The organism is Rhodovastum atsumiense (genome assembly GCF_937425535.1).
Taxonomy (GTDB): domain Bacteria; phylum Pseudomonadota; class Alphaproteobacteria; order Acetobacterales; family Acetobacteraceae; genus Rhodovastum; species Rhodovastum atsumiense.
Window position 1 is genome coordinate 1,315,382 of sequence record NZ_OW485601.1, and the last position, 12,513, is coordinate 1,327,894.

The window sequence follows — 12,513 nt, forward strand, 5'->3', positions numbered from 1 at the left end:
TAGTAGAATTACACTAAGTATATATCAATTTTCCTTTTCATGCAGCTCATTTCAGCACTGCAGCGTGCATACGGCGCCATGCTTTACCATTGTCCGCATTGCTCCGCCTTCCCCGTTCAGGGCGGGTCGGCGCTCATTTCCCGGAAGGTGTAACCGACGGAGTGATTGACGGAGGATCAGGTTATTCTTTCGAAAATGATCTTTTGATACGGAATGCGCTTACTCCTGGCGCGACAACCAGCTTGTGACAACTGCGATCATGTTGATGGTCTCTAACAAAACAACAAGACAAAGTATTGATTTTGAAAGAAATTTATGCCGCCAATGATCGTCACCACGATTTGTACCGGCTTCGGATTTTCCATTAATTCTCCAGTAAATTCATTCAACACATTCAAATCGGTATAAATCTGATATAGAACCTGCCCCGCCCACATTAAAAAACAGCAAGCCATCAAAAATAGATAGCTGATTTTTTTATCGTAACGAAACTTGCGCGCCCACCTATTTTACGTCGACGCAACGCTCCGAATTCGACATTATTTTCGGCAACGGATGGTTCGTCCGCATCACCCGGTAACGGCTCGCTCGGCATATCGCCCCAAGGAGCCAAATGGATGGATTCATGCCAGGCCGAAATGCCTTGCTTGCTGTCAGAAGCGCGCCCCCTCGTCAGCCATCTTATCGTCATTCACATGCGAACCAATTCCCCCATCTGCGCTCCGCGGCCGCCCACTGCCGCAGCCTGCTTGGAACAATGGCCGCCGCGCTGCTTCGTCGCGAGCGTCTGGTGAGAACACTTCCAGCCAGAGCCGGCGACCCAGAGCGCGACCATATCGCCTTGGAAAGCAGGGAGGCCACAAGGCCTGTCCATGCCCCCGCGAGAAAGGTGCTCAGGCCTGCTGTTGACATCGCGAAGCGGGCAGTGCCTGTCACGGCACTTGCCTATCAGCGGACTCACCATGATGGGCCAGCCCCCATTCCGGGCCTTATGTCACTCCATACCGAAGCGGCAGATGGGGGAGCAGCGCGGCAGAGCAAAATCCTGAGCTCAAGGCGCCATCGTGCCTTCAAACGAGCCATGGACCTTGGGCTTGGATTGGCAATCCTGGTTATAATTTCGCCCATATTACTGATAATTGCCCTCGTCATTCGCCTGGAAACGCCGGGGCCGGTGCTGTTCCGGCAGCCACGCGCCGGCAAAGACAACGAAATTTTTATGATGCTGAAATTCCGAACGATGTATTCGCATCTTTGCGATATCGGAGCGGATCGGCAAACAAGCAGGAATGATGACCGCATCACGCGTGTCGGACGGTTTCTCCGGAAGACAAGCCTTGACGAGCTGCCGCAGCTGTTAAACGTCGTGGGCGGCACGATGTCTCTTGTCGGGCCCCGCCCACATGCGCTCGCCACGAAGGTAGCCGGCGTGCCGCTTGAAGCGGCCGTCCCAACCTACCATTCCCGCCATCGCGTCAAGCCAGGGATGACAGGCCTGGCCCAGGTGAGTGGGGCGAGGGGGGCTCTCACCACTCTGGAGCAGCTGGAGCGCCGCGTACAGCTTGACGTTCGTTATATCAATACCTGGTCCATTGCCCTTGATTTTTGGATTCTCTGGCGAACAGCACTTCTGGTGGTTGCGGATCCGGATGCCTACTGACCTTTCCGGTCACGATACACCAGTTACCCGACCTGGCCGCGATACGCGGGAGATGAGCTGGCAATGGATATGTTGATAGACAGCCCAAGCAGAAACTTGGAGCCTGATGACGAAGCGCAGCTGCCGCGTCGTACGGTCACCAGAATCCGCACCTTGGGTGTACCACTGGACACAGCCGAAACGGTAAATGGCTATCTCGATGCCCTTCCTCGGAAGGACGCCATTGGCAGGGTAGCCTTTATCGCCACGTTCCTCAATCCAGCATCCCTGCTGGAAGCGAAAAGGCATCCAACGCTCGCGACCACACTTGATTCTTTTGATCTTGTGATGCCCGACGGCATCGGCGCCTGCATGGCCGTACGAAGACTGCATGGCCTTACGGTAGCCAGGGTCAGCTTCGATAGTACGTCCCTGGCACCGATTGTGTTCGAGGCAGCGCAACGTGATGGAAACACCATTGCGCTCGTGGGCGGCCGGCCTGGCGTCGCCAGGCGGGCCGCCGAAGTGCTGCGTCATACATTTCCGGATCTTGCCATCGTCGGCACCTTTGATGGCTACACGCCCCCTGGAAGCACCATCGCGGCATTGCGGAAGCTGTCCCCCGACATTGTCATCTGTGGAATGGGGGTCAGGCGCCAGGAAGAATTCCTGCTTGCCTTACGCGCCAGTGGCTGGACGGGCAGCGGGTTCACCTGCGGTGGCTATCTGGATCAGTTGGCAGACGGATTTCGTTATTATCCTGCCTGGGTGGACGCCATCAATCTGCGGTGGGCGTACCGTCTCTATCGCGAGCCAGGGCGGCTCTGGCGGCGCTACTGCATGGACTATCCTGTGTTTCTGGCGCTGGTCATCAGGGCCATGGCCGCCAAGTTCCGGCGCCAGTTGAAGGGTCCGGCAACTGAACCGAATGCCAACCGCCCACTGGTGAACTAGACCGGCGAGAGGCGCCTTCATTTCTCAAACACAGAATGGCGACATACATCGAAATGGCCGGACATGGAATGAATGCCTCTGCCGTGCAAGAAGCTTCTCATGTAGGAGACACCAGTCTCGCATCGGAAGTCAACACGCCAGTGCGCAGGCCGCCCCAGGCTGTCGGACAGCGTATGGCCCGTGCCGCGATATGGATGGCACTCGACATCGGTGGCGGACAGATCCTGTCCTTTCTGACTTACATGGTCGTGGCCCGCATCTTGGGGCCAAGCCAGTATGGCAGTTTCGCAATCGGCATGTCGCTGATCTCGATCGCGAACTGCCTGCTGATCCAGGGTTTCGCAGATTCGCTGATCCGGCTGACCGATCTCAAGGAAGAGCACATCTCCACGACGTTCTGGACGAATGTCGCCATTTCCGCGTCCATCACCCTGGCCTTGCAACTGGCCTCACCGCTGATCGCCGCGGCCTTCCACGAACCAGAGCTGGCGCCCGTCGTATGGTGGCTCGCGCTCCTGTGCCTTCTCCAGGGACTCGTGAGCGTGCAAACAGTGCTGTGCCGACGCGAGATGGACATGGCGGTATTCGCCATCCGATCGATAACGGCCTGGGTGCTGGGTGGCATCACAGCAATCGGAATGGCCCTGGCGGGGTTTGGAGTGTGGTCCCTTGTGGTCTGCCAGCTGGTTCAGAGTGTCATTTCTCTTCTGGTGCTTTGGAACGCGACCCCATGGCGTCCGCGCCTGATCTTTTCGGTCCCCGCCTTTCGGGAACTGGCAGGTTTCAGCCGTCACGTCATGGCGGCCAGCCTCATCGGTTCGCTGACCGAGCGCGCCGACACGCTGGTGATTGGCCTGTTCCTGGACACTACTGCGGTGGCCTACTACGCGCTCGCCCTGCGGCTGCTCTCTGCCATCGCGATGGCCACACAGATCCCGATCTATCAGCTCGTGATGCCGGCCCTGAGCCCCATGGCGAATGACCTGGCAAACTTCCGCAGGAAATACCATGAGATCGTCATCCTTGGTCATTCGATCTGGATGCCCATCGTGACCGCTCTTGGAGCCACTGTCCCTATCCTGCTGCCCATGGCTTTCGGGACCAAATGGGAACCAGCCGTCCCGGTCACGGAGGTCATGTGTCTGGTCGGACTGGCCTCCGGACTGTCCGCCTTCACGGGGCCTGCTCTTTTTGCCCTTGGCCGGCCCGACCTGCACGCCAAACTCAATGCCGCAAGGTTCGTGACCACCGTGCTCGTCCTTGGTGTTGCTGCGCAGTTCGGCATCCTGGCGGTCGGCATTGCCTGGACCAGCCTCATGACCCTTCTGGTGCCATTGCATCTGGTGGTGTTGCACCGGGTTTGCGGCCTCGAGGTGAAGGCACTTGTCACCGATGCTGTCAAAGTTTCATTGGCCGGTGCCACCATGGCCATTGCGATGACAGGCGTCGGCTGGCTTGGCCTGGACAAGGTCACCTCGCTTCTTCTGGCTCTCCTGCTCGGCGCAGCCACCTATCTTACAACCATGGAGACCATCTTTATGCGCGGCTACGTCACGCGGATGCTTGAACTTGCCCTGCGTGCAGCTCCCCTCCCGTTCAACCTCCGGAAGCGGAGCGTCTGAGATGATTCCGAAAAAGATCCATTACGTCTGGGTTGGCGGACCACTTCCCGATCGCCTTCGCCGTTATCTGGACAGTTGGCACGCAACGAACCCCGACTACGAGGTGGTCCGGTGGAACGAAGATAACATCGACCTGTCCATGCCTGTGCTTCGTTCCGCCTACCGCCGGCGCCGTTGGTCCAAGATTGCCGACATCGTCAGGCTCCAGGCGATTTACGAACATGGTGGCATCTACCTCGATACGGACATCCTGCTGCGAGGGAGCCTCGACCCTCTCCTTGAGCACACCTGCTTCTTCGCCTTCCAGCATGAGAGCCATCCGACGGACATGGTGGCGAATTGCGTGTTCGGGGCAGAGCGGCACCATTGGTTCATCAAAGAGGCACTGAACCACGTCCTGGCCCTGCCGCCGGTTCCCTTCGGGCTCGAGCGACCGACACGCACCGGCCCGAAACTTGTCACCAGGCTGCTCCGGCAACGCGGCCTGAAACAGTACGATTCCACCGGCGTGTATGTCCGCGACATCTTCGTCTGTCCCAAGCAGATGTTCTTTCCCTTCAGTTGGCGGGAGACCTACGCCGAGGCCGCCGTGGGACCAGAGACGCTGGGCATCCATTTCTGGGAAAGTTCATGGGAATCCAGCCTGCCATTCTATTTGCGGATGGCCAAGACCTTCAGGAAGCGATTGGCGGGAGCCTATGCCCAATGAGATTCATCGCAGGTGGTGACCCGGTGCCGCGCCGCTGGACCGGTTGCCCGCAATGCGGAGGTGCAACCACGGTCGGAGGGCCGACATGAGGCATCTTCCAGCTCCGCTCCATGATGATTGGTCGGTAAGCCACGTCGCTCCCCAGGGCACCGCCACTGCCCGCGCCGGTATCGAACGGGCGCTGTTCGCCAACGCCCTGAGGACGATCCGCAGGCGTTGGCGCTTGGTCGCCCTGGTCAGCGTCATCCTCGCCGCGGCATGGACTGCAACAGTCGCGTTCCTGCCCAAGAAGTATCAGGCCACCGCGACGGTCATCGTTGATTCCCGTCAGCCTGAAACCATCAGGTTTGAGCGACCGCTTGTGCCGGAGCAGCCAATCGAAATCGGGACGATGGCAAGCGAGGTGGAGATCATTGGCTCCCGCGTCGTCCTGCTTCGTACTGTTCAGGACCTGAATCTCACCGCGAATCCGGAGTTCAACCCGCATCTCCAGCCGGGTGCGCTGAAGAGCATGCTGTCTGAGGTGGTCGACTGGTCTGTCAGGGTTGTGAGCGGCTGGGGAATTCCTCTTCCGAAGGATGATGTGGCACCGCCTTCAGAGGCGAGCATCCTGGAAGATACCCTGGACACGATCCGGGACAGGCTCGCGGTCGCCCCTGTCGGGCTGTCGCATGTGATCCGCGTGACATTCACATCCCAAAATCCGGAGACGGCATCCAAGGTCGTCAATGCGATTGTCCACCACTATACGCTTGAAAATGTGGAGCGGAGCTCGCGCCGAACCAGGGAGGCGCATGAATGGATCTCACAGCGCCTGACGGAGCTTCGCGAACGTTCTGCACGCTCGGCAGCCGCCGTCGAGAAGTACCGGGCCGAGCATGGTCTCATCAAAGGTCGTGACGCCAGCATTGTCCAGGAGCAGATTTCCCAGGTCAGCACCGAGCTGCTGAGGGCCCGCACCCAGCGCGCCGAGATGGAAGCCGCCGTTGAGCAGATGCGCGCGTCCGGCCTGCCCGAACTGCAACTTGGCGATCCGACCGGCGCGTACCAGTTGCTTGCCCGCCTGCGTGAACAGTCGTCTGTGATCTCCGCGCGCTACGCCGAAATCACCCGCCGCTACGGTACGGAGAACGCTGCCGCCGACCAGGCCAGGGCACAACTTGCGGATGTCAACGCCTCCATCGCGAAGGAACGTGACCGCTTACGGCAAACGACACTATCCCGTCTGGCAGTGGCGAGAGCAACCGAGACAACGCTGTCCAGGACCCTTGCCGATCTGAAATCGCGTTCGGAAGCTGCCGACAGCGATATGGCCCAGCTTCGCGCTCTTGAACGGGAGGCGGCCACCGACCAGGACATGTACGCCAACTTCATGACACGGTGGCGGGAAACCGGCGAGGAGGCAAAGTTCCGGGCTGGAAATGTGCGGATCCTGTCCGAAGCAGCGGCGCCGATCACACCGTCGTTTCCGAAAATGAGCCTGTTCCTGCCGATCGGCTTTGTCCTCTCGTTTGGTGCGGCCTCCTTCACCACCCTGGTGCTTGAGCGCATTCGTCCCGGAGTCCGGAGTCCGGACGACCTTGAGCAGGGCACGGGCCTGCAGTCCCTGGGACTCCTGCCTTACGTGCCAAAAGGCAACAAGTTCCTTCGGCAGATGTTCGAGGAGTCGGTGTCTCTTGTGCTCGCGCGGACCTTGCTGCCGACGGGTGCCACCAAGCCTCGCAGCCTGCTGGTGACTTCGACCCTGCCCGGAGAAGGAAAGACCACGACGGCCGTCGCATTGGCGCGCGCCGCCGCGGAACAGGGAATGCGCGTGCTGCTGGTGGACGCCGACATGCGATCCCAGGCTTTGACCTCGATGGCGTTCCCTGAAGGGGTGTCTCACCCGAACCTGGCCGACCTGCTGCAGGGAAGCTGCACGTCCACCAACGAGGCCATCGTGTGGCACGAGCGCTGGGGGGTTTCCGTCCTGCCGGTCGAGCAGCTTCCGAACGCAGCGATGCGCCTGTTCGGATCGGGAGCATGGGAGGGTCTCCTCAATCAGCTCACCGCGCAATTCGATCTCGTCATCATCGACTCGCCTCCGGTTCTCGTGGGCGGGGACAGTTGGCATCTCGCTCGCTTTGCCGAGATCACTGTCCTGCTGACCCGTTGGCGTTCAACGGCACCTGACGCGGTCGCATACGCGGTCAGCCAGTTGCAGAGCGCACGGGCCACGCTTGCAGGCGCGGTACTGACGATGGTCTCTGCTGCGGAGTACGGAAGCTATGGGCTTGGCGACTCCTTGGCATATTCACACGAATTGATGCACTACTACAATCGCCGTCGCCCTCGACTGCATTGAAAATGCTGCAGCGTCCCAGCCAGAGCGGAGCGTCGACGTGAAAAGCGAGCACGAAGCTCCGTTTCCTCTTGCCGGCAGCCCGATGGTGCAGATGCCCCGTCCGCAACGGATGGTGCCGGAATGGAATTCCGGCACGCCGGGCAAAACGCCTCCGCTGCGCATCATCATCCGCACCGTCCTGTTCCTGATCGCCACCGTTTCAATCGGCAACTATCATCCGTTGCTGATGCCGTCTGACTCGGAGTTGATGCAGCAGGCCGTGACGCTGACGCTCTGGTTGGCTCTGATCGCCCTTTCGTGGTTTCCCGGTGCGCTGCGGACGAAAGAGCGCACGGGCGGCCTGCTTTGGCCGGGCATCATGCTGCTCTATATCATTGTGTCACCGTTATGGAGTTTCGATCCGTCCGCTGGATTCATGAAATCGACCGCGTTCCTCATTGTGGCCTTGGGTGCGTGGCGGGCTGCATTGATGGTGACAACGGAGGAGTTCTTCGACTGCATGCTGCACAGCCTGACGCTGCTCGCTTTTGCGTCGGCGGCCCTTGCAGTTTTCGTCCCCGACATCGGCGTCACCCACGACTGGCAGCATGATGGCCAGTGGAATGGCATATTCCCGCAAAAGCAGGTCCTTGGCATCTCCTGTGCATTCCTGGTCTTTCTCTCACTGCTGCGGTTGACGCGGAAGTGGACGCTGTTCAATGGCGCCGCCCTGTTGATTGGACTGCTCTGCCTCCTGGCATCGGGATCACGTGGGGGCGCAGTCATTGCTGTCATATCGGTGTGCAGCCTGTTTGCTGCGAGAAAATACCGGATCGTCATGTCGGTGCTGGTTAGCGTCGTTGGCATCGAGCTCGCATTGGCGAACCTGGCTATTTTTTGGCTGGCCTACACAGGCAATGCCTACATCGACATCTTCGGATTGCAGACGGATCTAACCAGCAGAACCTTTATCTGGCAATATTCGTTGGGATACTGGCTAACCAAGCCATTTCTTGGCTATGGCCTGAACGGCTTTTGGACAGATGCAGATATCTACAATAGATTTCTTATTGGCCATAACTGGGTTCTGGATAATTTTCATAGCGGTTATGTGGCAATTATTGTCGAAACCGGCCTGATCGGGATGACGTTATTTTCCATTGTCGTTTTCCACATCATATACAGATTGAAATTAATAGCCGATCTGGCATCCCCAAAACGGGCAACACTGGAGATGGCCATTGGCACCCTTATTCTGCTGTTCACTATCAATTTTACAGAAACCTTCTTCTTGAGATCCACATCATTTTTTTCAGTGACTTTTGCTTTTCTGGTTATAAAAATACTTTCTACATCAACCAGGCGATCGTTCGCCAATATCAGGGCCGCCCCATCTCCCGCCCCAGTTCCAGGCGCCTCGCAGATGCTGCCCGGTCAAGCAGGAAGCCACAGTGCATTTCCGGGCCTCGGATCAGGGGGCGCATCATCGAGGGAGTTTCAAAGATGAAGACACTGCCTGCCCTCGTGACCGCAGCGGCAATCCTCGGGATCGCCGCAGTTCTCCCCCTCCCCCTCGCCGCTGAAACCAACATTGCCGCCCAGGCACCGGCAGGGCGGGGAGGATGGTTGCTTCCGCCAGGCTTTCTCAGCACACGGGGCAGCCAAATTGTCGATTCATTCGGAAATCCGGTGCGCCTCGCCTGCATTGGTTGGAACGGAACCGGGGGGCCCCGAGGCAATTCTCTGCACGGTCTCTGGTCCGTCAGCTATCGGACAATTGTCGACGCGGCCAAGGGAGCCGGGTTCAACTGCATGCGGATCCCATTCTCGGATCTCGACATCGACGCCGCCCCGGCCAACACGGTCGAGCTCGGCACCATTGATTTTTCAAATAACTCCGACCTTCGCGGCCTGACAACTCTGGAGATCTTCCAGAAGATCGTGGCTTACGCTGGCCAGATCGGAATGAAAATCATCCTGGACCACCACAGCAACGGCAGCGGCGGCCAGCAGGCCAATGGCCTGTGGTTTGATCTGGGACCAGGCAGCGACGGGACGGACGGAGCAGGCAGGCGCGGATCGGTCACAGCCGAGCGCTTTCTGAAGACCTGGGTGCATGTTGCCAAGGCCTTTGCTGGAAATCCTACCGTCATCGGCTTCGATCTGAAGAACGAGCCCCATACGGAAGGACGGCCAGGACTACCTCCGATCAATTGGGGCGGTGGCGGCCCGACGGATATCCACGCGATGTACGAGACGGTCGGCAACGCGATTCAGGCGGTCAATCCGGATGTCCTGATCATCTGCGCGGGATTTCTGGACTATCATCGCGGCGCCCCGGAGGGAGATCTGCGCTATGTGCCCTCCAGGCCCGTGAAGCTGCGCCAGCCCAATAAAGTCGTATACTCCGTACATATCTATCCATCCGAAATCGGTGGCTATGGTGTCGATTCCGGACCAGAGGCGGTACGGCGCATGAATACGGCCTGGGGCTTCCTGGTGAGAGACAATATAGCTCCAGTTTGGATCGGCGAAATGGGCAGTTCAATGAAGAACTCCACCTCCCGTGCATGGGCCATGACGCTCCTGGACTATATGAACGGTAAGTACAGTGAACAAGGTGGCCCCCGCTTCGTCGGCAACCAGCAACCGATCGGAGGCAGTTGGTGGCTCATTGGCTCGGAACACGATGAGCCGAACGGGCTTCAGGTGGCATGGGGACCTGCCGGATATCGCCCGGAACAACTGGCCGTTACCGACCAGATGCTCTTTCGGCCGCGATCCGGAAAGCCATGAATGAACGACAGCCATCTGAGTGGGCAACCGCGCGTTCCGACCGCCCATTCAGATCGAATCAATAATGGATCGGCATGCCATTAAATTTCCAATCCTCCGCTGCGCCCAAGGAAGTGCACCCTCATGATTAGCGACGCCAGAACTGTAGACAGTAATACCACGCTTGAAGCAGATATCTGCATTATAGGCGCTGGACCCGCAGGGATTACCTTGGCGCGCGAGTTTGACGGGACTCCGTTCCGGGTCCTGCTCCTCGAAGGCGGCGACATCAAATACGACCGGGCAAGCCAAAGTTTATACAAAGGCGAAAATATCGGCCTCTATTATGAAGATCTCGATCAGACCCGCTCACGCTATCTGGGCGGAAGCTCAAACTGCTGGGGAGGGTTTTGCCGCCCCCTTGACGAACACGACTTCGAAGTCCGCGATTGGATTCCCAACAGCGGATGGCCGATAAAACGGGACGACCTTGTCCCCTACTACCGGCGGGCCCAGGCGATGATGCATCTTGGGCCGTTCAACTATGAGGCATCAACCTGGGAAAACTGGGTCAACCGGTCTGAGGCCAGGCTCATACGGTTTGACCGTAAGCGGGCCGTCAACCTCGTTGCCCAGCTCAGCGCACCAACCCGCTTCGGCCTGCAATACAAGGACGAGATCGCGCAATCGCGCAATATCAGTTTGTATCTTAATGCCAATGTCACCGAAATCGAGACACCTGGCAACGGGTCGCAAGTCACTGGCCTGCGGGTCTGCGTCCTGAACGGCCGATCATTCCGCGCTGTAGCCAATACATATATCCTCGCCACAGGAGGGATCGAGACCCCGCGGCTGCTGCTTGCTTCCAATCGACATCAACCCTGTGGCGTCGGCAACCAGCATGATCTCGTCGGGCGTTACTTCATGGATCACCCGCGGCTGCGCACTGGAGAAATCGTCTTCCGTGATCCCGAAGCGACACGGATGTTCTACGACTTCAACATCACCTTCGCCGGCAAAATCGCTGCGCGCGGGGTCAAGCTGGCCGGCTTCTTCGGCCTGACACCGGAGACGCAGCAAGCCGAGCGCATCGGTAACACACGATGCTATGTGAAGTCGTGCTTTGTCGGTGACAGTCCGGAAACCCGCGCAGCACTCCAACTGCTGTTTCGTGCGCTTAAGGGACGCGCTTCGTTGCGTGACCGCCGGGCGTCCGAAATCTGGAACATGATCAGCCATCTTCCTCATATCGCCGCGCTCGCAGCAGGCATCTCTTTCAAGTTGCCATTTCTTGGCCGCGGCTTTGAACTGGAAACCGTCGTCGAGCCGACACCGCTGCCGGAGAGTCGTGTGATGCTTGGGCCCCAGAGGGATCGCCTCGGGTTGCCGCAAGTCAGGGTTGATTGGCGTCTTGGAGACGTCGAGAAGCGAACCTTCCGCCGGACCCAGGAAATCCTCGGTGAGGAATTGGCCAGATCCGGCGCTGGCCAAATAGTCCTCGAGGCACCCCAGGAAAAAGACACCTGGCCGGAGTCGCTCAAGGGCTGCTGGCACCACATGGGCACGGCCCGCATGCATACCGATCCACGCAGTGGCGTGGTGGACACTGATTGCCGCGTCCATGGCATGACGAACTTGTATATTGCCGGAAGCTCGGTGTTTCCGACCTGCGGCATGGACATGCCGACTTTGACCATCGTTGCGCTCGCCCTCAGGCTTGCTGAGCACCTCAAGACGCATTCCCGCGGAGCGCATTGGTCAAGATCCCCGGCCACGGCACAGACTGCCGGCCTCTTGCTCGAGGACGCCCCTGCCATGAGGTAGTCGGAATCAACGCCAGCCTGACCTGATGCGGCACCTCTCGTCAGAACGTTCTTTCGCCATATTGGTACTGGGTTTACGGAAATGGCGCCGGTTGATTCAGGCAAGCCGAGGCGGTCGCTTTGCCTGCCAGAACTTCCCACAGCTTCGGCAGAAAGGACAGATCATTCATTCCATCACCTCGCACGCGACTGCAAGCGATGGTGATGGCGCTGCAACGTGCCACAGCGGCGGGCCAGTCCGTCACGATCGAACAATAATTTTTCCCAGGGCGCCACCTTTGGAATCATTCCACCATCTTATACACATCGCAGGAAGGTCAGGTGAAACTGCGACGATGCCGCCCCCAAAAAGGCCGACACATGATGGCAGATGCAAGCGACAATATCGGACATCTCGCACGGACACCCACGCAGGCAACAAGGAATTTGAACGCAGAGGTCGCTGCATCGCAGACCAAATGAGAGTCAAATCAGGTATATCGTAATACGGTAGGCTACCAGCCCCTTAAACACCGCATTCAAGCAATGCAGCCTGATGGCATCTTGGAATTTTTCAATACGCTCCTGCAAAAATATAAAAATGTCATTTTGTTGTAAATATGCCTGCAGATTACAAGGTTCCGCAAAATGAGAAGGCAGATGTGTCCAGATCAAAGACAACAACAAGT

General features: G+C 58.5%; 8 protein-coding genes. All 8 read left to right on the forward strand.

Going from position 1 to position 12,513, the window contains the following annotated elements; genetic code table 11:
• Window positions 1–1,081 precede the first annotated feature (1,081 nt).
• The 8 genes from NBY65_RS05800 (at window position 1,082) to NBY65_RS05835 (ending at window position 11,846) form a co-directional block, all read left to right on the forward strand.
• On the forward strand, window positions 1,082–1,660 hold the full coding sequence (locus NBY65_RS05800; RefSeq protein WP_203330331.1) for a sugar transferase: 579 nt from the start codon (window positions 1,082–1,084) through the stop codon (window positions 1,658–1,660).
• A gap of 63 nt (window positions 1,661–1,723) precedes the next feature.
• Window positions 1,724–2,593 carry a WecB/TagA/CpsF family glycosyltransferase gene (locus NBY65_RS05805; RefSeq protein WP_150038371.1) on the forward strand — a complete coding sequence of 290 codons (870 nt, stop codon included), beginning with the start codon at window positions 1,724–1,726 and terminating at the stop codon, window positions 2,591–2,593.
• Between the two features lie 173 nt (window positions 2,594–2,766).
• Window positions 2,767–4,215: a lipopolysaccharide biosynthesis protein gene (locus tag NBY65_RS05810; protein WP_275266201.1), complete on the forward strand. Its 1,449-nt coding sequence runs from the start codon at window positions 2,767–2,769 to the stop codon at window positions 4,213–4,215.
• A gap of 1 nt (window position 4,216) precedes the next feature.
• The gene (locus NBY65_RS05815) at window positions 4,217–4,924 is read left to right on the forward strand and encodes a glycosyltransferase family 32 protein (protein ID WP_150038367.1); all 708 of its coding nucleotides are present in this window, start codon (window positions 4,217–4,219) and stop codon (window positions 4,922–4,924) included.
• A gap of 85 nt (window positions 4,925–5,009) precedes the next feature.
• Window positions 5,010–7,268, forward strand: a complete 2,259-nt coding sequence (locus tag NBY65_RS05820) for a GumC family protein (RefSeq protein WP_162530343.1) — start codon at window positions 5,010–5,012, stop codon at window positions 7,266–7,268.
• A gap of 37 nt (window positions 7,269–7,305) precedes the next feature.
• Window positions 7,306–8,754 carry an O-antigen ligase family protein gene (locus tag NBY65_RS05825; protein WP_150038363.1) on the forward strand — a complete coding sequence of 483 codons (1,449 nt, stop codon included), beginning with the start codon at window positions 7,306–7,308 and terminating at the stop codon, window positions 8,752–8,754.
• Complete coding sequence (locus NBY65_RS05830) at window positions 8,751–10,043, forward strand: glycoside hydrolase family 5 protein (RefSeq protein WP_150038361.1); 1,293 nt, start codon at window positions 8,751–8,753, stop codon at window positions 10,041–10,043. Before NBY65_RS05825 ends, NBY65_RS05830 begins: the two co-directional genes overlap by 4 nt.
• Before the next feature lie 123 nt (window positions 10,044–10,166).
• Window positions 10,167–11,846: a GMC oxidoreductase gene (locus tag NBY65_RS05835; protein ID WP_150038359.1), complete on the forward strand. Its 1,680-nt coding sequence runs from the start codon at window positions 10,167–10,169 to the stop codon at window positions 11,844–11,846.
• Window positions 11,847–12,513 lie beyond the last annotated feature (667 nt).

Bases quoted from the DNA above. Each gene is read 5' to 3' on its own strand.
- NBY65_RS05800 (WP_203330331.1), top strand. From the start codon at position 1,082: ATGGACCTTGGGCTTGGATTGGCAATCCTGGTTATAATTTCGCCCATA.
- NBY65_RS05820 (WP_162530343.1), top strand. From the start codon at position 5,010: ATGAGGCATCTTCCAGCTCCGCTCCATGATGATTGGTCGGTAAGCCAC.
- NBY65_RS05815 (WP_150038367.1), top strand. From the start codon at position 4,217: ATGATTCCGAAAAAGATCCATTACGTCTGGGTTGGCGGACCACTTCCC.
- NBY65_RS05805 (WP_150038371.1), top strand. From the start codon at position 1,724: ATGGATATGTTGATAGACAGCCCAAGCAGAAACTTGGAGCCTGATGAC.
- NBY65_RS05835 (WP_150038359.1), top strand. From the start codon at position 10,167: ATGATTAGCGACGCCAGAACTGTAGACAGTAATACCACGCTTGAAGCA.
- NBY65_RS05810 (WP_275266201.1), top strand. From the start codon at position 2,767: ATGGCCCGTGCCGCGATATGGATGGCACTCGACATCGGTGGCGGACAG.
- NBY65_RS05830 (WP_150038361.1), top strand. From the start codon at position 8,751: ATGAAGACACTGCCTGCCCTCGTGACCGCAGCGGCAATCCTCGGGATC.